The sequence below is a fragment of the Brevibacterium sp. CCUG 69071 genome (genome assembly GCF_021023135.1).
Classification (GTDB): domain Bacteria; phylum Actinomycetota; class Actinomycetes; order Actinomycetales; family Brevibacteriaceae; genus Brevibacterium.
On record NZ_PGFV01000004.1, the window covers coordinates 114536 to 137832 of the forward strand.

Annotated in this window: 21 protein-coding genes and 1 riboswitch; of the genes, 10 read left to right on the forward strand and 11 right to left on the reverse strand. The window is 66.9% G+C overall.

Annotation, left to right across the window (positions count from 1 at the left end):
- Positions 1 to 18: 18 nt before the first annotated feature.
- Entirely contained in the window at positions 19 to 627 is a 609-nt protein-coding gene (gene mobA / locus CV023_RS12185) for a molybdenum cofactor guanylyltransferase (RefSeq protein WP_230745988.1), read from the reverse strand.
- A gap of 127 nt (positions 628 to 754) precedes the next feature.
- Here mobA and CV023_RS12190 point away from each other — a divergent pair, with 127 nt between their 5' ends.
- From CV023_RS12190 to CV023_RS12200, 3 genes are all read left to right on the forward strand, one after another.
- A complete protein-coding gene (locus CV023_RS12190; RefSeq protein ID WP_230745990.1) occupies positions 755 to 2479 on the forward strand; it encodes an amidase in 1725 nt (574 codons plus the stop codon).
- Between the two features lie 64 nt (positions 2480 to 2543).
- Entirely contained in the window at positions 2544 to 3317 is a 774-nt protein-coding gene (locus CV023_RS12195; protein WP_230745992.1) for an isocitrate lyase/PEP mutase family protein, read from the forward strand.
- Between the two features lie 54 nt (positions 3318 to 3371).
- Positions 3372 to 4133, forward strand: coding sequence for a VOC family protein (locus tag CV023_RS12200; RefSeq protein WP_230745994.1), 762 nt, complete (start codon positions 3372 to 3374; stop codon positions 4131 to 4133).
- 9 nt (positions 4134 to 4142) lie between these two features.
- Here the strand turns inward: CV023_RS12200 and CV023_RS12205 are convergent, their stop codons facing one another.
- Together CV023_RS12205 and CV023_RS12210 are read right to left on the reverse strand one after the other, a co-directional pair.
- Entirely contained in the window at positions 4143 to 6335 is a 2193-nt protein-coding gene (locus CV023_RS12205) for a RecQ family ATP-dependent DNA helicase (protein ID WP_230745997.1), read from the reverse strand.
- A gap of 106 nt (positions 6336 to 6441) precedes the next feature.
- Positions 6442 to 6915, reverse strand: coding sequence for a hypothetical protein (locus tag CV023_RS12210; RefSeq protein ID WP_230745999.1), 474 nt, complete (start codon positions 6913 to 6915; stop codon positions 6442 to 6444).
- 150 nt (positions 6916 to 7065) lie between these two features.
- Between CV023_RS12210 and CV023_RS12215 the strand changes: the two genes are divergently transcribed.
- Entirely contained in the window at positions 7066 to 7650 is a 585-nt protein-coding gene (locus CV023_RS12215; RefSeq protein ID WP_230746000.1) for a TetR/AcrR family transcriptional regulator, read from the forward strand.
- Between the two features lie 28 nt (positions 7651 to 7678).
- On the opposite strand, the gene CV023_RS12220 is transcribed toward CV023_RS12215, so the two are convergent.
- Positions 7679 to 8617: an ArgP/LysG family DNA-binding transcriptional regulator gene (locus CV023_RS12220; protein WP_230746001.1), complete on the reverse strand. Its 939-nt coding sequence runs from the start codon at positions 8615 to 8617 to the stop codon at positions 7679 to 7681.
- Between the two features lie 69 nt (positions 8618 to 8686).
- Here CV023_RS12220 and CV023_RS12225 point away from each other — a divergent pair, with 69 nt between their 5' ends.
- Positions 8687 to 9286 (forward strand): LysE/ArgO family amino acid transporter, encoded by a 600-nt coding sequence (locus CV023_RS12225; protein WP_230746002.1) that lies wholly within the window; start codon positions 8687 to 8689, stop codon positions 9284 to 9286.
- 30 nt (positions 9287 to 9316) lie between these two features.
- Here CV023_RS12225 and CV023_RS12230 read toward each other — a convergent pair whose 3' ends face one another.
- A complete protein-coding gene (locus tag CV023_RS12230) occupies positions 9317 to 10234 on the reverse strand; it encodes an aminoglycoside phosphotransferase family protein (protein ID WP_230746003.1) in 918 nt (305 codons plus the stop codon).
- Positions 10235 to 10314: 80 nt separating this feature from the next.
- Here CV023_RS12230 and CV023_RS12235 point away from each other — a divergent pair, with 80 nt between their 5' ends.
- Positions 10315 to 11034, forward strand: a complete 720-nt coding sequence (locus CV023_RS12235) for an AAA family ATPase (protein ID WP_230746004.1) — start codon at positions 10315 to 10317, stop codon at positions 11032 to 11034.
- 36 nt (positions 11035 to 11070) lie between these two features.
- On the opposite strand, the gene CV023_RS12240 is transcribed toward CV023_RS12235, so the two are convergent.
- The 5 genes from CV023_RS12240 to CV023_RS12260 form a co-directional block, all read right to left on the reverse strand.
- Complete coding sequence (locus CV023_RS12240) at positions 11071 to 13248, reverse strand: YhgE/Pip domain-containing protein (RefSeq protein WP_230746005.1); 2178 nt, start codon at positions 13246 to 13248, stop codon at positions 11071 to 11073.
- 79 nt (positions 13249 to 13327) lie between these two features.
- Positions 13328 to 14218 carry an ATP-binding cassette domain-containing protein gene (locus CV023_RS12245; protein WP_230746006.1) on the reverse strand — a complete coding sequence of 297 codons (891 nt, stop codon included), beginning with the start codon at positions 14216 to 14218 and terminating at the stop codon, positions 13328 to 13330.
- A 360-nt stretch (positions 14219 to 14578) separates the two neighbouring features.
- Positions 14579 to 15139, reverse strand: coding sequence for a DUF805 domain-containing protein (locus tag CV023_RS12250; protein WP_230746007.1), 561 nt, complete (start codon positions 15137 to 15139; stop codon positions 14579 to 14581).
- Between the two features lie 247 nt (positions 15140 to 15386).
- The gene (locus tag CV023_RS12255; protein WP_230746009.1) at positions 15387 to 16700 is read right to left on the reverse strand and encodes an MFS transporter; all 1314 of its coding nucleotides are present in this window, start codon (positions 16698 to 16700) and stop codon (positions 15387 to 15389) included.
- A gap of 103 nt (positions 16701 to 16803) precedes the next feature.
- A complete protein-coding gene (locus tag CV023_RS12260; protein ID WP_230746011.1) occupies positions 16804 to 17259 on the reverse strand; it encodes a MarR family winged helix-turn-helix transcriptional regulator in 456 nt (151 codons plus the stop codon).
- Between the two features lie 155 nt (positions 17260 to 17414).
- Positions 17415 to 17543, forward strand: a riboswitch (FMN riboswitch).
- A 113-nt stretch (positions 17544 to 17656) separates the two neighbouring features.
- On the opposite strand from CV023_RS12260, the gene ribD reads away from it, so the two are divergent.
- The 4 genes from ribD (at position 17657) to ribH (ending at position 21323) form a co-directional block, all read left to right on the forward strand.
- A complete protein-coding gene (gene ribD / locus CV023_RS12265) occupies positions 17657 to 18715 on the forward strand; it encodes a bifunctional diaminohydroxyphosphoribosylaminopyrimidine deaminase/5-amino-6-(5-phosphoribosylamino)uracil reductase RibD (protein ID WP_230746012.1) in 1059 nt (352 codons plus the stop codon).
- 62 nt (positions 18716 to 18777) lie between these two features.
- A complete protein-coding gene (locus tag CV023_RS12270; protein WP_230746013.1) occupies positions 18778 to 19446 on the forward strand; it encodes a riboflavin synthase in 669 nt (222 codons plus the stop codon).
- The gene (gene ribB, locus CV023_RS12275; RefSeq protein ID WP_230746014.1) at positions 19439 to 20809 is read left to right on the forward strand and encodes a 3,4-dihydroxy-2-butanone-4-phosphate synthase; all 1371 of its coding nucleotides are present in this window, start codon (positions 19439 to 19441) and stop codon (positions 20807 to 20809) included. Before CV023_RS12270 ends, ribB begins: the two co-directional genes overlap by 8 nt.
- Before the next feature lie 43 nt (positions 20810 to 20852).
- Complete coding sequence (ribH, locus tag CV023_RS12280; RefSeq protein ID WP_230746015.1) at positions 20853 to 21323, forward strand: 6,7-dimethyl-8-ribityllumazine synthase; 471 nt, start codon at positions 20853 to 20855, stop codon at positions 21321 to 21323.
- Between the two features lie 204 nt (positions 21324 to 21527).
- Here the strand turns inward: ribH and poxB are convergent, their stop codons facing one another.
- A complete protein-coding gene (gene poxB, locus CV023_RS12285; protein ID WP_230746016.1) occupies positions 21528 to 23243 on the reverse strand; it encodes a ubiquinone-dependent pyruvate dehydrogenase in 1716 nt (571 codons plus the stop codon).
- Between the last annotated feature and the right edge of the window lie 54 nt (positions 23244 to 23297).

Genomic DNA, 23297 nt, shown 5'->3' on the forward strand with positions numbered 1-23297 from the left:
CCGGACCGCAGAAGCTGTTCAGTTCGGTCGATCCGGGTGGGCCAGGCTATTCCGAATCCTGGCGAGGTCTTCGGCGGTGTCGAAATCGGCCAGCTGATCCGGGTCGGCGTCGACGAGAGTCGGAGCGATTCCGGAGAAGAGGAGTTTGACCGGGCGATCGGCCACGGGCGCGACCGCGGCCAGACGCTGTCGCAGCAGCGCAGTCGGCCATGCGGTGCACAGGAACTGGGTCTTCCCACGCTCGTCGACGCTCGAGGCCGGCCGGGCCTCACGCCGACATGCGGCGAGCAGTGCGCGCAGAAGTTCGGCGGTGATGAGCGGCATGTCTCCGGCCAGGACGAGCGTGACATCGGGTTCGTCGGCCGCAGCATCGCTGGCGGCGGCGATTCCGGCCAGCGGCCCCGCGAAGCGCGGCTCCTCGACGACGGTGCGGACCTCAGCGGCCTCGGATTCGCTGAGTCCTTCGGCGGTGCCGGCGATCCACACCGTCCCCTCGGGCACGGCCACTCGCACAGCGGCGAGGATCCGTGAGAGCACCGAGCGGCCCTCCAGCTCGACGGCGGGTTTGTGAGAACCGCCGAGGCGGCTGGAACGACCGCCGCTGAGGATGATCACCGAAGTCGACATACTCCGATGGTACGCATTTCTTCGCCCCCGGATCGGGTCGGCCGACAACGGATTCCGCACCCCCACCTCGGCGGGGGTGGGTCATAATGGGGCCAGGAACCGTACGTCGCGCACGGAGGAGAGAAGAATGACGAAGTTCGATGTCGTCGAGGCATCCATCGCCGAGCTGCGGAGTGCCCTCGAGGAGGGAGCGACCACCTCGGTGGAGCTCGTCGAGGCCTACCAAGATCGCATCTCCGCCTACGACGGACCCGAGACCGCGACCGCGCTCAACTCCGTCATCGTCGCCAACCCCCAGGCCCTCGCCGAGGCGGCGGCGTCCGACGAACGGCGCGCGGCCGGCGCGACCCTCGGCCCTCTCGACGGGATCCCGTACACCGCGAAGGACAGCTACCTCGTCGCCGGGCTCACCGCGGCCGCGGGCTCCCCGGCCTTCGCCTCCCTCATCGCGCAGCACGACGCCTTCACGATCGAGCGGCTGCGGGCCGGCGGCGCGATCTGCCTGGGACTGACGAACATGCCGCCGATGGCCAACGGCGGCATGCAGCGCGGACTCTACGGCCGGGCCGAAAGCCCCTACAGCGCCGACTGGCTGACCAGCGCCTTCGCCTCCGGATCTTCTAACGGCTCGGGAACGGCGACGACCGCGAGCTTCGCCGCCTTCGGCCTCGGCGAGGAGACCTGGTCCTCCGGGCGGGCACCGGCCTCCCATAACGGACTCATCGCCTACACACCCTCTCGCGGGGTCATCTCCGTGCGCGGGAACTGGCCGCTCGTACCGACGATGGACGTCGTCGTCCCCCACACCAGGTCGATGGCCGATCTCGCGGAGGTCCTCGACGTCATCGTCGCCGACGACCCGGAGACCCGCGGAGACTTCTGGCGCGTCCAGCCCTGGGTCGACATCCCGCGGGCCGGTGCCGTGCGCCCCGAATCCTATGCCTCGCTGCTGCCTGCCGACGCCGACGCGGCCCGCAAGATGCTTGCCGGCAAGCGCCTCGGCGTGCCCCGGATGTACATCAACGCCGATGCCGAGGCCGGGACGAACCCGGACGGCGGCATCGGCGGGCCGACGGGGCAGCGGATCGAGACCCGCGCCTCGGTGATCGCGGCCTGGGAGGCCGTCCGGCGTGACCTCGAGGCGGCCGGCGCCGAGGTGGTCGAGACCGACTTCCGCGTCGTGAGCAACTACGAGGGCGATCGGCCCGGCGCCCCGACGATCGCCACCCGCGGACTGGTCACGCCCGCGTACCTCGACCGGGAGATCAACGACCTCTCGTCCTGGGCCTGGGACGACTTCCTCGCCGCCAACGGCGACCCGAAGCTCTCCACCCTGACCGAGGTCGACGGAGCCGCGATCTTCCCCCATCCCGCAGGAGCCCTGCCCGACCGCTACACGGGCTTCGACGATGACATCGCCACCTATCCCGAGCAGGTGCGCCGCAACGGATATGCCGCGATCACCGAGATCCCGCTGCTCGAATCCGGAGTCCGCGGCCTCGAGGAGACCCGCCGCCTTGACCTCGAGGAATGGATGGACGCCAACGAACTCGATGCCGTGATCCACCCGGCGATGGCCGATGTCGGGCCCGCCGATATGGACGTCGACGAAGCCTCGGCGGATCTGGGATGGCGCAACGGCACCTGGGTCGCCAACGGCAATCTCGTCCCCCGCCACCTCGGCATCCCGAGCGTGACCGTGCCGATGGGCACCATGGCCGACACCGGGATCCCGGTGGGTCTGACGATCTTGGGCCGCGGGTGGGACGATTCCGCGCTCATCGAGATCGCCGCGGCCGTCGAGGCCACGGGTGAGCGGCGGGAGGAGCCGCCGCGGACCCCGCGAATCTGAATTCTTCGGGTGAACCCCTCACGGCTCTGGCGTGTCGAGCTGCCGGGGTGGAACAGTATTGTCCATGACGGACTACACAGTGCTCGCCGAACGCGCCTCCACCCTTCTCGAGGGCCATCATCAGACCGAACCGCTCGTCCTGCCGACCGTCTGGGACGCCTGGTCGGCCCGCGCGATGGTCGACATCGGCTTCAATGCCCTGAGCATCGGATCCCACCCGTTGGCAGATTCCCTCGGCTACGCCGATGGTGAGGCGATGAGCCTCGACCAGGCACTCGAGGGGATCTCCCGGATCACCGCCTCGGTGGAGGTGCCGGTCACCGCGGACCTCGAATCCGGCTACGACACTCCTGCCCCGGAGCTCATCGCCGGTCTCCTCGAGGCCGGGGCCGTGGGCGTGAACATCGAGGACACCGTGCACAGCCAAGGACGGCTGCGCAGCCCCGAAGAACATGCCGAATACGTCTGGAGCCTGCGGCAGGCGGCCGAAGCCCAACGTGTCCACGTCGTCATCAACGCCCGCACCGACGTGTTCAAACACCGGGGAGAATTCGATGATCCCACCGCCGAGGTGATCCGCCGACTCCGCCTGTGCACCGAGGCGGGCGCGGATTCGGTCTACCCCGTCGCGATGCCGGACACCGAGACACTCAAGACCGTCCTCTCCGAAATCACCCTGCCCCTCAACGTCACCGCCCATCCGGTCAAGGGCGCGATTCCCGATGAGCTCGACCTCGCGCAGCTGGCCGAGCTCGGCGTCGGCCGCGTGACCTTCGGACCGCTGCTGCAGGCGGCCCTGCATGATCACTTCGCCGACTTCACCCGCAACTGGCAGTAACCGGACCGAACCGGACCGACAACGCAACGCCCACCGCAATGATGAGGAGACGCAATGCCTGAGAACCCCCGCGAGGGACAGCCCGTCTGGATCGACTATGTGTGTCAGGACTTCGACGCCATGACCACCTTCTACTCCGAGCTCTTCGGCTGGGAGTTCACCGACCAGGGACCGGAATTCGGCCACTACACCATGATCACGAAGGACGGTGCCGCCGTCGGCGGGGCCATGCGGGCGATGAACATGGATGGTTCCCCGAACCCGATGATGCCGACGATGTGGACGACCTATCTGCACACCGCGGACATCGCCGGTGCCTATGCCTCCGCACTGGCCGGCGGAGCGGCCCCCATCGCCGAGCCCATGGCGGTCGGTCCGCTGGGCCAGATGGCCGTCATCACCGATCCCACGGGCGCGGGCGTGGGAATGTGGCAGCCGGGCGAGTTCACCGGCTTCGACACTCCGCTCACCCCCGGCACACCCGTGTGGTTCGAGCTCATGACGGTCAACTACCCGGTCGCCACCGAGTTCTACCGCACCGCCTTCTCCTTCGACATCGTGCAGATGCCCGATTTCCCCTACTCCACCCACGGTGCGGACGAGAATGCCCTGGCCGGCATCTGCGACGCCAGCCAGTGGGCGCAGGTCTCGTACTGGCGCAACTACATCAATGTCGACGATGCCGATGCCGCCGCGGCGAAGGCGACCGAACTCGGCGGTACCGTGCTCGCCGGGCCCGAGGACTCACCGTACGGACGCATCGTCACGGTCAACGATCCGGAAGGTGCGACCTTCCAGCTGCAGCAGAATCCGTGATCGCGACCCTCAGGCCCGCAGCGCCAGCGCGAAGGGCAGCACGGCACTCGCACCGGCCTGCCTGAGCAGCCGGGCGCAGATCGCCATCGTCCATCGGGAGACCACCTCGTCGTCGACGAGGAGCACGGACTTCCCGGCCACGGCCTCGGCGACCTCGGGTGGGACGACGAAGGCGTCGTGGAGGTCCTTGACCCGGAAGGCGCTGTTGACCTCGGGGGTGCCGTGGTCGTGGACTTGGACGAGCTGCCCGCCGTCGGCCAGGCGACCGGCCGCGGCGAGGTTCGCCGCCAGAGATCTGATCGTCACCGGCCGGCGGGCACTCGGGATCGAGACCACGACCTCGGGGCGATCATCCCAGTTCCACTGGCTGAGGACCTCGAGACACCACTTGCCGATCTGAGCGGGCACCTCCGCGTCGGGGGCATCGGGGGCGAGGAAGGACCGCAGCGTCTGTCCCTGACCCAGATCGCTCAGCCGGGCGATCGCGCGCCCTTCGGCGGAGAGCTCCTCGGCCGGGATCCGACCCTTGAGCGGGACGCCGATGTTGCCCATGCCGCTTGGCCAGGTGCTGCGCGGGTCTATGGGCAGGCCGATGCGATGCAGGGTCCCCGCGGTCGCCGCTCGCCGCTCATCGGAGATCTCGCTCGACCACCAGACGCCGGCGCAGTTGTCACAGCGTCCGCAGGGCTGGGGATCCGGATCGTCGAGCTGGCGGATGAGGAACTCCATCCGACACTTCCCGGTGGCCTCGTAGTCGAGCATCGCCCGGGCTTCATCGGCGCGGACGGCCGCGACCTTCTCGTAGCGCTCCCGGTCGTAGGTCCAGCCCTGACCAGTCGAGACGTATCCGCCCTTGACCTTCGACACGGCGTCCTCGACCTCGAGGGTCTTGAGCAGGAGGTTGAGCCGGGTGCGCTTCGTCCCGACGAGGGTCTCCAAGCGGGCCACGGACAGGGGGCCGTCCGCCTCGGCGAGCGCGGTGAGCACGGCATTCGCATCGGTCTGGCTGGGCATCGACGCGGTCGCGAAGTACTCCCAGATCTCCTCGTCCTCACGTCCGGGCAGGAGCAGGACGTCGGCGGAATCGGTGGCGCGACCGGCACGGCCGACCTGCTGGTAGTAGGCGACAGCTGAGGACGGGGCGCCGAGGTGGACGACGAAGCCGAGATCTGGTTTGTCGAAGCCCATGCCCAGCGCCGAGGTGGCCACGAGTGCCTTGAGCCTGTTGTCCTTGAGCATCTGCTCGAGTTCGGCCCGCTCCTCCGCGTCGGTCCGGCCCGTGTAGGCGCGCACCTCGTGGCCCTGGTCGCGCAGGATTCGGGTGATGTCCTCGGCCGCGCTGACGGTGAGCGTGTAGACGATTCCGGACCCGGTGAAATCGCCGAGGTGGGAGCCGAGCCAGGCGATGCGCTCGCTCGCGTCGAGGCCGGGCTGGACCCCGAGTCGCAGCGAGTCGCGGGCGAGTTCTCCGCGGACGACGGTGGTGTCGTCGCCGAGCTGTTCGGCGACGTCGTTCACGACCCGGGAGTTCGCGGTCGCGGTGGTCGCGAGCACCGGGGTGTCGTTCGGCAGCTCGGAGAGGATGCGGCCGATGCGCCGGTAGTCGGGGCGGAAGTCGTGGCCCCAGTCGGAGATGCAGTGGGCTTCGTCGACGACGATGAGGCCGAGGAAGGACAGCAGCTGCGGCAGCACCTCGTCGCGGAACTGGGGGTTGTTCAGCCGCTCGGGTGACACGAGGAGCACGTCGAGGCTGCCTGCACGCAGGTCCTCGAGCACGGCGTCCCATTCGGTGACGTTGGAGGAGTTGAGGCTGGCGGCGCGGACTCCGGCGCGCTGCGCCGCGGCGATCTGGTCGCGCATCAGGGCGAGCAGCGGGGAGATGATGAGGCTCGGGCCGGTTCCGGCGGCCCGCAGCATCCGGGTGGCCACGAAGTAGACAGCGGACTTGCCCCAGCCGGTGCGCTGGACGACGAGGACCCGCTTCTTGCCGACCACGAGATCGCGGATCGCCTCGCACTGGCCGTCGCGGAACTGCGCGTTCGGGTTCGCGGTGAGCTCGGCGAGGATGCGCTGGGCTTCGCGGCCGAAGTCATCGGCACCCGCCGCCTGCACGGTTGCGGTGCTTGCCGGTGCAGTGTCTGCTGGGGCTGTGTCTGCCGGTGCGGTGTCTGCTGGTGCCGTCGTCGGGGTGGAGTCCGTCATGGGGCCAGTCTAGGTGCGGGCACTGACACAGAAGCCTGGAGGGATGATGACCTGCGGGGATGCGAACCTGCGAGGCGAGCTCACCTCACCGCAGGGCAAGCCCGCCTCACCGGAGGGCGAGTTCGATGCCCAGGGTCGCGAGCACTCCGAAGAGCACTCCCCAGAGGATGATCGAGATGATCTGCCAGAAGGCGACGACATTGCGGTTCGCGCCGAAGCCGACCATCGCCGAGGAGGTGATCTGCGAGGGCAGAAGGGTCTGACCGAGCAGCGAGACCCCCGGCACCCCGAACTTGTCGAACATGCGTTTGAGTCGCTGGCGCTTCTGGGACGGCTCTTCGTCCTTGTTCTTCCGCGCTCGGTCCCGAATGGCTCCGGCCCCGTAGACGAAGGCGAGCATCGAGGCCACGTTGCCGATGATGGCCATGAGAATGGCGAGCACCGGGTGGAGTCCGATCGCGACGCCGATGACGGCACCGAAATAGGACTCGACGAAGGGGATGGCGGAGAGGAGCAGGATGCCTGCCCACTGCAGCCAGACGGGAATGGAATCGGCGAAGTTCTGCAGGCTCTCGATCATGTGCGGCTCCTGTTGTTCGGGGTCGGACTCATGGTCGCGGGAATCCATCGGTCGCCATCGTCGATCTAGTACGATGTGCCGGTACGCTGTACTATACAGGAATGGCGACACATCTGCACGGGCACCCGAGGACGGCTGCGAGGAGGACTCATGTCACGGCGCGATGACATCATCGCTGCGGCGATCCGCCTGACCGAGCGTTCGAATCCCGGAGAGGCGACGCTGAGCGTCCGCGCGGTCGCGCGGGAGGCCGGGGTCGGCGCCTCGACGCTGCGCCACTATTTCCCTACGCAGGCCGATCTCCACGAGGAGATCGCCCGCAGCGTCATGGACGTCTCCATCAAGGACTTCGCCATCACCGACTCCGCGCTCGACCCCGGGCAGCGCCTCTTCGAGTGCTGTGCCCAGTTGCTGCCGAATCACGAACACCGCGATCTGCAGCTCGAAACCTGGCTCACCATCCACCTCAATGCCCTCGGTCCGGAACGGCGGGAGGTCCCGGCCAGACTCCTCGATCACGCCCATGACGTCACCTATGACTGCCTGCGCCGCTGGCTGGACATTCTGGCATCCGAGGGACACCTCGATCCCGCCGAGGTGGGGCCCGCGTCCATCGCCCTGTTTACGATGCTCGACGGCCTCGCCCTCCATTCGATCATCACTCCCGATCGGATCACCATCGACGTCGCCCATGAGCAGCTGCGCTGGATGATCGACAGGATCCTCCACCGCTGAGTTCGGCGCAGCCCGTCGACCCAGTCGCTCAGCGCATGCCCTCGGCCGCCCGACGAAGAGCTGCCGTCAGTCGCGCCAACTTGTCCGACGCCAGCTTCCAGTGATGCCAGTACAGGGGGACCTCGATGCTCGGATTCGCGGTGATCTCGACGAGGTCGGCGTCCATGTCCTCGAGCTGCATCACCGGGATCATCCCCCAGCCGAGACCGGCGGCGACCGCGGTCGCGAACTCGACCGAGCTGGGCACCACGGACATCGGCGGAACGGTCGTCACGCCCGCTCGGCGCAGGAACGCGAACTGCAGGTCATCGTCCCTGCCGAAGTTCACCATGGGCAGTCTCGCCAGGTCCACCTCGGCGCCGCCGCTCCGAGGGTCGAGCCGCCGGCTCCGACGGTCGAGCAGCTCCCTGTGCGCGACGGCGACGTAGCGCATGCTACCGAGGCGTTCGACCCGGGTGCCGTAGCCACCGACCGCCGCCGAGGTGATGGTGCCGAGCACCTCGCCCGAGCCGAGCAGGGGCAGGGCCTTGTCCTGGTCGGCGAGCTCGATGCGGATGACGGCATCGTCCCAGCCGGCCGCCTCGGCGAAGATGGGACGGAACCATGTCGCCATCGAATCCGCGTTGACCCCGATCCGCAGGACCGTGGGACTGCGCCGCCGCGCGCCGGTCACCGAGTCGCCATGGAGACCGGCGCCCTCGGGCGCATCGACGTCGATGCCGTGGAGTCGGTCCATGGTCTCGGACTCGAGGAGTTCGACCTCCCGCGCATATTTGAGTACCGCCTCCCCCGCCTCGGTGACGGTGACGGGGTTGGTGCGGCGGATGAGGACCTGCCCGAGGCGGGACTCGAGCGTGCGGATGCGTTGGCTCGCCGCCGAGGCGGTGATGCCGAGGACGAAGCCCGCGCCTTCCACGGTGCCTTCGTCGACGGCGGCCGCGAGGGCCCTGACGTGATCGATGTTCATGAAGCAATTGTGTAACAGATACAGATTCTGTTGTTTTTCTTATCACCGCACGGGATCTAGTGTTTCCACGTGCTCACTCATCTCATCTCCGGTCTCCTCGCAGGCTGGTCGCTCATCATCGCCGTCGGCCCTCAGAATGCGCTCGTGCTGCGGCAGGGGATCCGCCGCGAACACCTCGGCGTGGCCTTGGCGATCTGCATCGCGGCCGACGTCCTGCTCATCGGCGCGGGCAGCGTGGGCATCGGGGCGATCGTCCTGCTCGCGCCCTGGGCCCTGGAGATTCTGCGGTGGCTGGGTGTGGCCTATCTGCTCTGGTTTGCGTGGAACAGCCTGCGCTCGGCTCGGCGGGCATCGGGGCTCGAGGCGGATACGCAGCAGCGCAGCCTCAAGTCGATCGTGGTGACGACCCTGGCGCTGACGTTCCTCAACCCGGGGGTCTATCTCGACACTGTCGTCATGCTCGGCAATCTGGCGAATCAGCAGGAGCCGGGCGGCGTGCTGCCGTTCACGCTCGGGGCGATGCTCGGCTCGATCACCTGGTTCCTCGGCATCGGCTATGGGGCACGCGGGCTCTCCGGATATCTGGCCAGGCCGCGGGTGTGGCAGGTCCTCGATGTCCTCATCGCGATCGTGCTGGTGATCCTGGCCGCCCGGCTCGCATTCGGGTAGGGCGTTGCTGGTGTTCGGGGCGATCGCTGGTCAGCCGATGGCGTTGCGGATGTCTTCGCGCACGAGGAGATCGGCGCACCAGGCGAAGTGGCCGTCCCTGCCTTCAGGGTCGAAGTACGTGTTCGTGATCACCGCATAGGCTGCGCGGTAGAGGGCGTAGGCGGTCGCGTCGTGGTCGAACCGGGACAGAAAGGCTTCGGTCAGCAAGTTTTCCGAGCGTCGAGCATGCGTACCGTACATGTCGAAGCTGCTCGCCGTGATCGCAGCGTCGAACTGCGGGTCGCCGAGGGTGGTGAGGAATCCGAAATCCACCACTCCGGCGACTTCCCCGTCGACGATCATGACATTGGCGGGAATGAGGTCACCGTGGATGAGCGATCTCGGTTCCGGGCAGGGCAGGTCACGCAGGCCGCGCACGATGCCCACGACCGCCTCGTCGATCGTGCCGATGGTTCCGCGCAGGGGCTCCGGCCGAGCGTCGAAGCGCTTGAGCACGAGATCGGCCAGGGAGTCCGCAAACCCGCGACGGATGTCGAATGGCTGTTCGCCGGGCAGAATCGGCAGGGCATCCAGCCCAGTCGAATGGGCTCGACCGATCCCGGCCAGAGCATCACCCATGAGGCGAATCTCGTCAGCGGTCGCCAGCGGCGGATCAGGCTGTGCATCGAGCCGCAACGGAGTCCCTGAGACTTTCCGTTCGATGGTGATCGCCCGCTCGCCGTCACCGAGGATCTCAATCACACGGGAGCACTGGAATGGGATCGCGGAGCCTACCAGCGCGGCTCCGAAGAGACGCAGAGTTTCGAGATCACCGGGGCTTCGGTGATGCCAGATCTTGGCGACCGCGCCTTCGGAGAGATCGACGACCTCTCCTTCCATCCCGGCCCCGAGCACTCGGCCCGGCTCCCACCCGTACCTGCGGAGCAGTGAAGCTGCCCGTTCGTCCATGACGACAGTCTAAGTGCGGCCCGTTCCACTGCAGGAGGAGTGTCACGTCCGTGTCAGTGTCGGCAGGTACGGTCGCAGGCATGGATCCCCGCGTCGATCTGCCGCTGCGTTCGGTGGCGCGCCATGCCCATTCCCCTCCGGAGCTCAGCCCCTGGCTGCGTCGGATACCCGCCGTGAGGGAACTGCTGGACGGTTTCGAGTTCGCGTGGACCACCGTCTTCGTCGGGGAGAACGGGTCCGGGAAGTCGACGATCATCGAGGCCTTGGCGACCTCTCTCGACCTCCCGCACGGCGGCGGCACCGGCTGGGAGGTGCGTGAGCACGCCGAGGCGACTCCCGAACTGGCCGACCACCTCCAGATCGTGCGCGGGGCCGCCTCGAATCGGGGCGGATTCTTCCTCCGCGCCGAAACCATGCACGAGAGCATGGCCCACCTGATCGAGATCGGCGAGAGCCGCGGCCTGCGCCACTCGCAGCAATCTCACGGAGAGATGTTCATCGACATGCTCTCCGGGAAGTTCATGGACCTGGGACTGTGGATCCTCGACGAACCCGAAAGCGCACTGTCCTTCACGTCCTCGCTGTCGCTGCTCCAGCTCATTCGAGAACGTGAACGGGCCGGACAGCAGACCGTCTTGGCCACGCACTCCCCCATCCTCGCCAGTGCCGAGGGCGCCGACCTCTTCGAAGCCGGTGAGTGGGGTCTGCGCGAATCGACCTGGGACCGCCTCGAGATGGTCGATCATTGGCGCCGCTTCCTCACCGACCCACAGCGGTACACCCGCTACTTCGACGACTGAAGCACGACCGGGACCGGAACGGGCCCTGCCCGCGCCCTACAAGGTCAGGCTCGGGTGGAGCTGGGTGAGCGAGACCATGCGCTTGCGGCTGCACACGATCGTCGTCGCCGCCAGACAGATAAGCGTCATGAGCAGCAGCACCACTGCCGACTGCGCCGCGATGAACATGTCCCCGCCGGCGATCAAGGTCCGCAGCCCGTTGACCGCGTGGGTCATCGGCAGGAACGGAGAGATGACCTGGAAGATGCCCGGCGCGGTCTGCACCGGGTAGGTCCCGCCCGCCGAGGCGATCTGGACCATCAGCAGCACCAGTGCGATGAGCCTGCCGACCCCTCCGAGCGCCGCCACGCACAGTTGATGAACGGCGTGGAAGCTGCCGGCGACCAGGATCGAGAACAGCAGGGTTCCCACCCAGGCCCCGGCCGAGAAGTCGAGGGCGAAGGTGAGCACCCCGTAGAGCACCGCCACCTGCGCCACTGCGAAGAGCAGTCCCGGAACATAGCCGGCCCAGGCGATCCGGGTCGACTTCGCCGACGAGGCCAGCGCACGATACGGAATGGCGTTGATGACCATGTAGGTGATCATGCCGCCGATCCACAGTGCCAAGGACACGAAGAACGCGGCCAATCCCTCGCCGTAGGCGCTCACGGCATTGTCCTTGAGTTTCTCCGCATCCACGGGGACGGCGACCACATCGGAGCGGTTCTCCCTGTCGGACTTGTCGTAGGTCGGGATCTGCTTGAGTCCTTCTTCCAGGCCGTCCTTGAGTTCGCCCGAGCCGTCGACGAGCTTGCCCGCACCCGTGTCGAGCTTCGTCGACCCGTCGACGAGCTGCGAGGATCCGTCCTTGAGGTCGGCGACTCCGGATTTGGCCTTGGCCGTGCCGTCCTTGAGCTTGATGGCACCGTCGTTGAGGTCACCGGCTCCCTCGGCCAGTTTGCCCGCCCCGTCGTCGAGCTTGATCAGACCCGAGTGCAGATCATCGGCACCGGTCGACACCTGCTGAGCGCCGTCGTCGAGCTTCCCGATCTTCTTGTCAGCATCGTGGATCTTGTCCATGACATCGTCCACGGCGTCCCTGACCGGATTCTCGAGGTCCTTCGCCTTGTCCGTGGCATCCTTCGCCCGCGAGTGAGCGTCATCGAGATCCCCGCCGAGGCTGTCCATGTCGTCTGCGAGCTTAGCGACGTCCGGATCGTCCGGGTACTTCTCCTCCAACTTCTTGATCCTCTCGTCCACGTCGCCGTTGACCGATGTCCGGGCACTGTCGAAGTCGTCTTCGGCCTGCTGGAGCTTGGGGCGAGTCCCATCGACGAGGTCGTCGGCCTTCTTCTTCAGATCGTCCGCCTTGTCCGTGGCGTCATCGGCGACGCCACGCAGCTCGCCGGTTCCGTCGGCGACCTGCCCGGCGCCGTCGGCAAGCTTCTTCGAACCGTTCTTCGCCTCGGTGGTGCTCTTGGCCAAGGTGTCCGCGCCGGTCTTGAGGTCACCGCTGCCTGCGACGAGCTGCCCGGCGCCGTCGTCGAGATCGCCGATCCCGGTCTGCAGAGTGCCGACTCCCTTGTCGAGCTCGGTGGTTCCGTCGACGAGGTCTCCGGTTCCCTTGTGCAGGTCGACGGCACCGTCGTTGAGCTGGGTCGCCCCGTCGACGGCGTCCTCCGTCGAGGAATGGATGTCGTTGAAACCGACGTAGACCTCGGAGACGTATTCCGAGGTGGTGGTTTCGTTCAGCCCCGATCTGATCTCGGTGAGCACGGTGTTCGCGAGCTGCCCGACGATGAAGTTGTGGGCGTCGTCGGTGCGCAGCTGGAGGCCGGCCTGCTCGGGGTCGTCTCCGCCGGTGGAGACGAGCCGTTCGGAGAAGTTCGAGGGGATCTCGAGGATCGCGAAGTACTCGCCGCTGGCCAGTCCCTCGTCGGCTTCCTGCTGGCTCGTCTCCTGCCAGTCGAAGCCGCCCTCTCCCTTTGGAGTGATCTTGTCGACGAGCTCGTCGCCGGCGTGGAGTGACTCGTCATCCGAATTCGGCTTGTTCGCCCCGGTGTCTTCATTGACCACGGCCGCCTTGAGCTGGTCGAGGTGGTCGGTGGGTGCCCAGTTCGACGCCAGATAGAGGCCGCCGTAGATGGCCGGGATGATGGCGACGACGATGATCGCCAGGCGCGTGATGGTGTGCCGTCTGAAGCGAGTGAGTTCGAGCCAAGGAAGGGAGAACATCGAAGAATCACCTTAGGATCGGTTGAGATATCGGGTTGCTTGCTGAGGAGCTGCGCCTCGGTCGTGCGCCAGTTGTGTCTCAGTGCTGAGGGTGCTGCGTGTGCTGCGGCTGGGGAGGCTGCGGCGGAGAAGGCTGCGGCCGCGGTGCGAGGGAGATTTCACTCACCGAGGTGGGCGAGACCTCCGATTCCAAGGCTTCGAGCGCCGCATCGACCTCCGAGGCGTCCTCACAGGAGACGATGATCGTGAGCGGATCGTCCGGATCGCGCGTCTTCCGCAGCTCCTGGTAGATCAGAAGGCCGGCCCAGGCGCGGGCGCGGTCCGTGCGTTCGCGCAGGTAGTCGATGTTGTCGATGACGACGAGCGGAGGCCGGCTGAGTCCCGCCAGGCCGAACTCGAGGAAGAACTTCTGCAGCTCGCTGAGCTCAGAGACGAAGGTCTCCCCGGTGGGATCGATGAGGAAGTCGGCCCGTTCGGCGTCGGAGGTGGTGAAGATACCCTCGGGCAGACGGTCGATGACCTCGGTGGCGGAGAGGAACGTTTCCCGGATGACATCGATGACCTCACGCAGAGAGGACTTCGAGACCCAGGGCTTGTACCAGGGCTGAAGCATGATGAGACGTTCGGCGATGTGCTGGGCCACGGTGAAGTCCTTCTCGAGGTCGGTCAATCCCTCGACATGGCCGACTGCGACGTGTTCGCGCACTGCTCGTGCCTGCTTCCGGATGTCCAGGCCCCCGACGTCGCCCTCTCCGGCGGACACGTGCATTCTCCCGGCGATCGAGAGGAGCAGGGAGGTCTTGCCGGTCCCTGCGGCTCCGCGGACGATCGCGATCGCACCGCGGGGAACGTCGAGGTCGACGTCGGAGAAGACCTCGCCCTGCTTTCCGGACATCCCCCAGCCGCGCAGTCGAAGAGCGCTGGTGTCGATCTCGGGTTCCTCGGCGAGCGTGTGCGATGTGCTCTCCATTGCCTGAGTTTCCAATCGTGTCGGCCTGAAGCGAACGATGACGCCGGGCGCATGAATCGCGCAGCCGGTCTGCGAGCAGACTACGCCACCCAGGTGCCCGGCCTGCTTTTCACGCCGCCATCGGTCAAGTTACTTATAAGTAACTATATCTCCACGAGCTCCCTGTTCGGAACCTCTGCCCGGCAAATGTTCGCAAACACACATTGCCGACGGCCTCCGGTCGCTTCCGGCAGGAGCGCACGACACCCCGGGTCTCACTCAACCTGACGAACCTGCGGCGGGTTGGGTGAGACTCGGGGTGCAGTGGTGGTGCGGGAGCGGCGCGGGGTCAGGGCAGGAGACCGCAGTCGGCCGAGCGACTCAGACGTCGAAGCGCTGGCCCTCCGGCTTCGAGGGCAGAATCATGAGAACGAGAAGGATGATCGAACCGACGCCCGGAATGAAGGACAGGAAGAAGAACGGTCCTGCGAAGTTTCCGTCATGGAGCCGACGCCAGATGATCGCCAGATGCGGAATGATGGTGGCGAGACCGATGATAAGCATAAGGATCCCTCCGACCGCCGTGAGCGCGATCGCTCCGCCGGAGGGGGCAGCGGTCTGCATCCCGTAAGGGTCGGCCGATGCCATCGATGTCGTTGCCGCAATCATGCCGAGACCGATGGAATATAGGATCCCCGGGATGATCGTAAGCAGCAGCAAGAAAAGGTAGGCGAACCAGTATTCGCTGCGCGAGGCGCGGCCGGTGAACTTCGTGTAGTTCTTGAAGAAGCGCTTGACGGCCTGGCCGAAGGAGGCACCATAGAGCGGAAGGGACAGATCCTCGGGGCTGGAGGCACCGCGGGGAGCGGCACCGAATCCTTGCCCTCCGGGTCCAGCGGCACCGGGGCCTGTCGGGTAGGCGGAATTCGCGTCGTAGGACATAGTCAACCTTCGTTGTCAGGAGTATCGGAACCGCACTCCCACCGGCGATCGGCGTCGTCTGGGCCCCGGTCAGCGGGTAGTGCGATTTCTATTGTGCACTACTGCGTCTCTGTTTTCCGTAATATTGCCGTTCCAGATCCGCCACACCCCCAGGCAGCCGTCCGGACCTGCCAGAAAGAGGGAGCGGAAACGGCGTCCGAGGACAAGAAGTCCTCGGACGCCGTTGGTCTCCGCGCAAAAACGCCGCTCAGGCGTCGCCCCCGGTCAGGGCGTAGGCTTCATCGACGGCAGACTCTTCGAGGTGTCCGTCCACGCGGCGCAGCGCCTTCCAGCCGAAGCCGAGGACGACCACGGCCAGCAGCACCGCACCCGCGCCGAAGAGGTACGGCGACCCGGTGCTGATCGATTCGGACACCGAGCCCGCGACGATCGGCGCGATGGCGCCGCCGACGAAGCGCACTCCCGAATAAGTGCCCGAGGCTACCGGACGCGGCAGGTCGCTGGCTTCCATGGCCGACTCCGTGAACACGGTGTTGAGTACACCGAGGATGAGGCCGGCGACGATGACGCAGACGATGATCCCAACGAACGACTCGACGAGGAAGGACATCACGGTCAGCAGCACGGCCAGGGCGACGAGCGCGACGATGAGGCTGGCGCGGCGTCCCATCCGCTTCGTCAGCAGAGGCGCGCCGAACACCGAGGTGATGGCCACGCAGATGCCCCAGCCGAAGAACACGTAGCCCAGACCCATGGCGCCGAAGTTCTCGATGCCCATCTTCGCGGCGGCCGCTTCGACCGGGAAGGGGCTGTAGGCGAGCAGGATGAAGAATCCGAAGTTGTAGAGCAGAGCCGCGATTCCGAGAACCAGGATGCCCGGACGGGCGAGTGCCCGGAATGTGGCGCTGAGCTTGATCGGCTCGGGCGCCGTCTTGAGGCTGTTCTTCTCGTCCTTGCTCCCGGGCAGCAGGATGAGGATGGCGATGAAGCCGATGGCCATGAGGACCGCGGTGCCGAAGAAGGGCCCGCGCCAGGAGATCCCGCCGAGCAGCCCGCCGAGCAGCGGACCGGTCGCGATGCCGACGCCGAGCGCCGCCTCATAGAGGATGATCGCCTTCTCGGCACCGCCGGAAGCGGCACCGACGATGGTCGAGAGCGCCGTGGAGATGAAGAGCGCATTGCCCAGCCCCCAGCCCGCGCGGAAGCCGATGATCTGATCGACGCTGCCGGAGAACCCGGCGAGCGCGGAGAACGCGACGATGAGGACGAGGCCGATGAGCAGCGTCGTCTTCGCGCCGATGCGCGAGGACACGAAGCTGGTGAAGAACATCATGCCGCCGGTGATGAACAGGTAGCTGGTGAACAGCAGCATCGACTGCGCCGGAGTCGCGTCGAGCTCGGCGGAGATCGCCGGCAGAATCGGGTCGACGAGTCCGATGCCCATGAACGCGATGACCGCAGCGAATGCGACCGCCCAGACGGCCCGCGGCTGACGCAGAATGGACTCTCCTCCGCCGTCGCCTTCGGCGGCCTGTGTTTCCTTGCCTGATGACACGCTCATGTCTTCCCTGCGTACCCTTTCGTGTGGTGCTGTTCGGTGCTCACCTGAGTTCCCATCCGCCCGTCGGGCGGATGCAGGGGCATGGCGCCCCTCGGTCCGAGGCTCAGATCTCCTCGCCGCTGTCGACCGGATGCCGGTCCCGCAGGTATTCGGCCACGAGGCCGAGTGCCCGGTGCACGCTGACCCGGTCGTCCGGGCTCAGCGATTCGAAGTAGGGCTCCATCTGGTCGATCATGATGCTGCGGTTCTCGGCGAGCCTGGCTCGCCCGGCATCGGTCAGCGAGAACTGCGAGGCCCTCCTGTCACTCGCACTGGCCTCACGCAGAACCAGGCCTTCGCCCTCCAAACGGGAGAGCAGCTTGGTCGCCGCGGGCTGCGAGCTGAGATAGCCCTGCGCGAAGTGACCGACCCGCACGGGCTGGTACTGCTCGACGACGGCGAGCGCACGGAGGGTGACGAGTTCACTTTCATTGCCGATCACTCTCCTGAACGCCCTGGTCAGGCGCGAGGAGACAACGACAAGCCCCGAGACGATCTCGGCCGAATCCACATCATCCATAACCCAGTTATATACCTTGGTTATATAACTTCGCAAACTCTGACCCCTCCGCGCCCGCCGAACGCGCCTGCCGAACGCACCCCACGGCCGCGCCCTCTGCGCTCATATGACGGACGCCACCGCCACCTCGGCGGGGGTCGTGCTAGCCTGGTCCCAACATGTTCCGGGGACGGTGAAAATCCGTACCGGCGGTGACAGTCCGCGAGCCGTCTGCATTCGTGCAGGCAGCTGACTCGGTGAAATTCCGAGACCGACAGTAAGAGTCTGGATGGGAGGAGCATGGCGACCGCGGTCGCCGTGGAATCGGTGCTATCCCAGCATCGACCCACCGGCCTCACGTCCTGATCGTTGCACCAGCAATATCCTCCCTCCCGGCATCGGCAAGGGAGGTTTTTTCATGGGCGAACGGTCCGACGAGGATGAGTTCTCCGAGCTCGAATCCAGGGCGATGGCGGCTGCGCTGAGCGCCGCCCGCGAGGGATATCGCGGGGCGAATCCGCTGGTGGGAGCCGCGATCCTGACCCGCGACGGCCAGATCGTCGTGGGCCATCATGCCGGAGCCGGCTCACCCCACGCCGAGGTGGACGTCATCACCGCGGCCATCGACCACGACATCGATTTGAGCGCCTCCACCCTGTTCGTCACCTTGGAGCCCTGCTCCCATACCGGCCGCACCGGACCGTGCACGCAGGCCATCATCGATGCCGGCATCCCCGAGCTCGTCTTCGCCCTCCCCGATACCAATTCCCTGGCCGCGGGCGGCGGGCAGATCCTCGCCGAGGCGGGGCTGAGCGTCCGCTCGGGACTGGGCAGTGCCGAATCGCTGGCCCTCAATGCCCGGTGGCGTCGTGCCGTTGCCGAGGATCGTCCGTTCATCACCGCGAAGATCGCGCAGAGCCTCGACGGCATGGTCGCCGCGGCCGACGGGACCAGCCGGTGGATCACCTCGGCGGATTCCCGCGCGCACGCCCATGAGGTCCGGGCAAGGGTCGATGCGATCCTCGTCGGCACCGGAACCGCCCTGGCCGACGATCCCAGGCTCAACGCCCGAGGACCCGAGGGCGAGCCTTCGGCTTCCCAGCCGCTTCCCGTCGTGCTCGGCCGCAGCGATCTTCGGCCCGACTCCTTCCTCGCCCTCAACCCCGACACCGTCCATCTGCGCACCCACGACATCGAGGCGGCCCTGGACGAGCTGCATGATCGCGGGGTACGCCATCTGCTCGTCGAGGGCGGACCGCGCGTGCTCGGGGCGTTCCTTGCCGCCGGTGTCGTCGACGAAGTCCACTGCTATCAGGCGCCCATGCTCGTCGGTCCCGGGACCGGCAGCACTGCGGGGCTGTCCGTGTCGACGCTGAGTGAGGCCATCGACTTGGTCCCCGATGAATCGGGAGATCCGGCGCTGACCAGGCTCGGCCCGGACACGCTGCTCCATTTCGTCACTGCCGACAGTTCCTAGCGCTCCCGTCCACCCGTCTTCGCACCGCACACAGCACCACAACCACACGACTCGGAGTATCAATGTTCACCGGAATCATCGAAGAGCTCGGCACCGTCCTGTCCGTCGAGGGCAAGGACGATGCCGCGGTCATTACGATCGACGCCAAAGGCCTCGTCGCGAATCTCGAACTGGGCGGCTCCCTGGCCGTCAACGGCGTCTGCCTGACCTCGGTTCGGAAGGAAGCCGAAGCGGCAGTCACTCTCTTCACCGCCGAGGTGATGGGCGAGACCCTGCGGCTGACCGGACTCGGCGCCCTGCGCCCCGGCGATCGGGTCAATCTGGAACGGTGCGTATCCGCCTCGGCGCGCCTGGACGGACACGTCGTGCAGGGCCACGTCGACGGCTGCGGCGAGCTGCTCCGCCGTGTCGATCGGGCCGATTGGTCGACCCTGCGGATCGGCATCCCGAATGAGCTCGCCCCGTACACCGCGGTCAAGGGTTCGATCGTCCTCAACGGCGTGTCCCTGACCCTGACTGCGGTTTCGGAACCGGACGAGGAAACCGCCTGGGTCGAGGTCGGACTCATCCCCGCGACCCTGAGCAACACCACCTTCGGCGACATGACCCGCGGAGACCCCGTCAACGTCGAGGTCGACGTGCTCGCAAAGTACACCGCTCGGCTGCTCGCCTTCCGCGATGCAGCAGCCCCAACCCGCGCCACCCTGAACGAAGGAGCCGACAATGACTGACGCACGGGAATTCGCGACCACCTCGGCGACGGCAGCAGCCGGCCTCGACACGATCGAAGAGGCGATCGCCGCCTTCGCCGCGGGACGTCCGATCGTCGTCGTCGACGACGAGGACCGCGAGAACGAGGGCGACCTCATCATGGCCGCCGAATTCGCCGGACCCGAGTCCATGGGCTTCTTCGTCCGCTACACTTCGGGCGTCATCTGCGCGCCGATGGAGGCCGAACGTGCCGCCGCACTCGAGCTGCCACCCATGGTCGCTGCCAACGAGGACCCCAAAGGCACCGCGTACACCGTCAGCTGCGACGCGGTCGGGGTGAGCACGGGAATCAGCGCCGCCGAACGCGCCATGACCGGCCGTCATCTGGCCGCGGCGGTCCCCGACCCTGCCTCGATCACCCGCCCGGGACATGTGTTCCCGCTCATCGCGAAGCCCGGCGGGGTCCGCGAGCGGCCCGGCCACACCGAGGCGGGAGTGGATTTCGCCCGTCTCGCCGGGGCCGTTCCGGTGGCGATGATCGGCGAGGTGGTCCATGACGACGGATCGATGATGCGCTTCGACGCCCTGCGGGAATTCGCGAGCGCCCACGACCTGGTGATGGTCTCGATTGAGCAGCTCATCGCCTTCCTCGACGAGGGTGAAGTTACGGGTGCGTCGGATGCCGCGGTGGCTGCGGTTGGGGCTGGCTCGGGGGCCACTGGGTCGGGGGCGGCTGTCGCTGGGTCGGAGACCGTGCAGGCGACGACCGCCTCGGTGCCTCTGCCGACGAAGTTCGGGAGGTTCGCTGCCCGCGCATTCACGGTCGCTGGGCACGACCACCTCGGCGTGTTCTCCGGCATCGATCTCGACGATCTGCCGCCTGCTCCCCTGGTCCGGGTGCATTCGGAGTGCCTGACCGGGGATGTCTTCGGCTCGCACCGGTGCGACTGCGGAGAGCAGCTCGACCTGGCGCTGTCGCGGATCGCCGAGGAAGGCGGTGCCGTCATCTACCTCACCGGTCACGAAGGTCGTGGGATCGGGCTGAGCAACAAGCTGCGCGCCTACGCGCTGCAGGATCAGGGGCGGGACACGGTCGATGCGAACCGCGAACTCGGCTTCCATGACGATGCCCGCGACTACCGTGCGGCGGCGGAGATCCTGCGCTCCCTCGGTCTGACCCGGATCCGCCTGCTGACGAACAACCCCGAGAAGACCCGCGCCCTCGAATCGCTGGGAATCACGATCGAGGCCGTCGAGCCGCTGGAGATCCCGGCTCGGCCGGAGAATACGAACTACCTCAACACCAAGCGTGAGCGCATGCACCACACGCTGACGCTGCCGTCCGTCACCGGCACCCCGCTGGCCGGGGCACAGCACAGCTGACCACCGACGCCCCGGGAACCCGGGGCCTGCGAAAGGAACCACCATGGCACATTCCGGAGCACCCGAGCTCGCCATCTCATCACCGGGCACCCAAGTCGCGGTCATCGCGGCCTCCTGGCACACACAGATCATGGACGGCCTGGTCGCCGGGGCCGAACGCGCCGCGACCGAAGCCGGAGCGCAGATCACGCTGATCCGCGTCCCGGGCAGCTTCGAACTGCCCGTCGCCGCGGCACGCGTAGCTCCGCACTTCGAGGCGATCGTCGCCCTCGGCGTCGTCATCCGCGGCGGCACCCCGCACTTCGACTACGTCTGCCAAGCGGCGACCGATGGGCTCAGTCGGGTCGCGATCGACTCGGGCAAGCCCGTCGGCTTCGGGGTGCTCACGTGCGACACCGAGCAGCAGGGCCTCGACCGTGCCGGGCTCGAGGGCTCGCAGGAGAACAAAGGCCACGAGGCGATGACCGCCGCCCTGGTCACCGCCTCGGCGCTCGCGGAGTATCCGCCGGCTTGAGCGCGGGCGCGTCCGGCAGCTGCCACCGGCCTGAGCGCAGGTCCGTCCGGCAGGTGCCACCGGCGGACGATCTGTGCTGAACGCGCTGTGAATAGAGGACGATCCGTGCTGAAATCCTCGAGGGAAATCAGCACAGATCGTCCGCGCAACGCCCCATCACCGGGGCAGGCGGCCCGGAGCAGGCGCCCCCTCAGCGAAACTGGCTCAGAACAGCTGTCGGATGTTCGTCCGGGCCAGGTCCACGAGTTCGTCGCCCTTGCCGGAGAGCACCGTGCGGATCGCGTAGAGGGCGAATCCCTTGGCCTGTTCGGCGGTGATCGACGGCGGCATCGACAGCTCCTGGCGCTCCGTGACCACGTCGAGGACGGCGGCCCCGTCGTAGTCGAGGAACTCGCGCACGACCTTCGGCAGGTCCTTGGACTTCTCGACGCGGAACCCCTTGATTCCCACCGCCTCGGCGATGGTGGAGAAGTCGGGGTTCGACAGGTCGGTGCCGAAGGTGACGAAGCCGGCGGCCTTCATCTCCAACTCGACGAAGTTGAGGGACGAATTGTTGTAGACGACGGTCTTGACCGGCAGCTTGTTCTGGGTGAGCGTGATGAGCTCACCGAGCAGCATCGCCAACCCGCCGTCTCCGGCCATGGCGATGGTCTGTCGCCCCTCGTGGGAGGCCTGCACGCCGACGCTCTGGGAAAGTGCGTTGGCCATCGACCCGTGGCTGAACGACCCGATGAGGCGGCGACTGCCATTCATCGTCAGATACCGTGCGGCCCAGACGACCGGGGAACCGACATCGGGAACGAAGACGGCGTCGTCATCGGCCATCTCGTCGATGAGGCGGGTCAGATACTGCGGGTGGATCGTCCGCTTCGACGGGGTGGCGAGCTCGTCGAGATCCTTCCGGGTCTTCGCGTAGTGCTTGGTCATCGACTTCAGGTGCGTGCTGCTGCGGCTCGACTTGATCAGCGGCAGCAGTGCATCGACGGTGTCAGCGACCGTGCCCACGAGCGGAATGTCGACCGACGTCCTGCGCCCGATCTGGGAGCCGCGGACATCGACCTGGATGACCGTGGCGTCATCGGGATAGAACTGCTGATAGGGCAGGTCGGTGCCGAGCATGAGCAGGGTGTCGCAGTCCTTGAGCGCGTGATAGCCCGAGGAGAAGCCGAGCAGTCCGGTCATGCCCACGTCGTAGGGGTTGTCGTATTCGACGAACTCCTTGCCGCGCAGGGAGTGGACGATCGGGGCCTGGAGCTTCTCGGCGATGGCGATGAGCTCATCGTGGGAGCCTTCGGTGCCCGCACCGGCGAGGATCGTGACCTTCTTGCCCTTGTTCAGTGCTTCCGCGGCGGCTCCCAGCTGGGATTCCGCAGGGGTCATGTGCGAGGGATGGGCCTTGATCACCTCGGCGGCGGCCTCGATCTCTGCCAGACCGACATCGCCGGGGATGACGAGGACCGCGACCCCGCGCTTCTCCACGGCCTCACGCATGGCGATGCGCAGGAGCCGGGGCATCTGTTCGGCAGTGGCGACGTGCTCGACGTAGACGCTGCATTCGCGGAAGAGCTCGGTCGGGTGAGTCTCCTGGAAGTAGTTCGAGCCGATCTCATCGCTGGGGATGTGAGCGGCGATCGCGAGCACGGGCACGCGGGAGCGCTGGGCGTCGTAGAGGCCGTTGATGAGGTGGAGGTTGCCGGGTCCGCAGCTGCCCGCGCAGACGGCGAGCTCACCGGTCAGGGCCGCTTCACCGCTGGCGGCGAAGGATGCCGCCTCTTCGTGGCGGACGTGGACCCATTCGAGCTCGGGGTTGACCCGCAGGGCGTCGGTGAAGCCGTTGAGGGAATCTCCGGGAATCCCGTAGACGCGCTTGACTCCGCTGGCCACGAGCGTATCGACGATGTTTCTTGCGACGGTGGGCATTGAGTTCCTTCCGTTGAAACATAAGCACCGGGTCGGCTCGAAAGCGTGCCCCGG

Excerpts from the sequence above, each read along its gene's own strand:
- CV023_RS12260 (WP_230746011.1), bottom strand. The coding sequence starts at position 17,259 with ATGGATGATGTGGATTCGGCCGAGATCGTCTCGGGGCTTGTCGTTGTC.
- CV023_RS12220 (WP_230746001.1), bottom strand. The coding sequence starts at position 8,617 with ATGAACATCGATCACGTCAGGGCCCTCGCGGCCGCCGTCGACGAAGGC.
- CV023_RS12245 (WP_230746006.1), bottom strand. The coding sequence starts at position 14,218 with ATGGAGAGCACATCGCACACGCTCGCCGAGGAACCCGAGATCGACACC.
- poxB (WP_230746016.1), bottom strand. The coding sequence starts at position 23,243 with ATGCCCACCGTCGCAAGAAACATCGTCGATACGCTCGTGGCCAGCGGA.
- ribD (WP_230746012.1), top strand. The coding sequence starts at position 17,657 with ATGGGCGAACGGTCCGACGAGGATGAGTTCTCCGAGCTCGAATCCAGG.
- CV023_RS12230 (WP_230746003.1), bottom strand. The coding sequence starts at position 10,234 with ATGGACGAACGGGCAGCTTCACTGCTCCGCAGGTACGGGTGGGAGCCG.
- CV023_RS12255 (WP_230746009.1), bottom strand. The coding sequence starts at position 16,700 with ATGAGCGTGTCATCAGGCAAGGAAACACAGGCCGCCGAAGGCGACGGC.
- ribH (WP_230746015.1), top strand. The coding sequence starts at position 20,853 with ATGGCACATTCCGGAGCACCCGAGCTCGCCATCTCATCACCGGGCACC.
- CV023_RS12215 (WP_230746000.1), top strand. The coding sequence starts at position 7,066 with ATGTCACGGCGCGATGACATCATCGCTGCGGCGATCCGCCTGACCGAG.
- CV023_RS12240 (WP_230746005.1), bottom strand. The coding sequence starts at position 13,248 with ATGTTCTCCCTTCCTTGGCTCGAACTCACTCGCTTCAGACGGCACACC.
- CV023_RS12190 (WP_230745990.1), top strand. The coding sequence starts at position 755 with ATGACGAAGTTCGATGTCGTCGAGGCATCCATCGCCGAGCTGCGGAGT.
- CV023_RS12205 (WP_230745997.1), bottom strand. The coding sequence starts at position 6,335 with ATGACGGACTCCACCCCGACGACGGCACCAGCAGACACCGCACCGGCA.
- CV023_RS12200 (WP_230745994.1), top strand. The coding sequence starts at position 3,372 with ATGCCTGAGAACCCCCGCGAGGGACAGCCCGTCTGGATCGACTATGTG.
- CV023_RS12210 (WP_230745999.1), bottom strand. The coding sequence starts at position 6,915 with ATGATCGAGAGCCTGCAGAACTTCGCCGATTCCATTCCCGTCTGGCTG.
- CV023_RS12250 (WP_230746007.1), bottom strand. The coding sequence starts at position 15,139 with ATGTCCTACGACGCGAATTCCGCCTACCCGACAGGCCCCGGTGCCGCT.
- ribB (WP_230746014.1), top strand. The coding sequence starts at position 19,439 with ATGACTGACGCACGGGAATTCGCGACCACCTCGGCGACGGCAGCAGCC.
- mobA (WP_230745988.1), bottom strand. The coding sequence starts at position 627 with ATGTCGACTTCGGTGATCATCCTCAGCGGCGGTCGTTCCAGCCGCCTC.
- CV023_RS12235 (WP_230746004.1), top strand. The coding sequence starts at position 10,315 with ATGGATCCCCGCGTCGATCTGCCGCTGCGTTCGGTGGCGCGCCATGCC.
- CV023_RS12195 (WP_230745992.1), top strand. The coding sequence starts at position 2,544 with ATGACGGACTACACAGTGCTCGCCGAACGCGCCTCCACCCTTCTCGAG.
- CV023_RS12270 (WP_230746013.1), top strand. The coding sequence starts at position 18,778 with ATGTTCACCGGAATCATCGAAGAGCTCGGCACCGTCCTGTCCGTCGAG.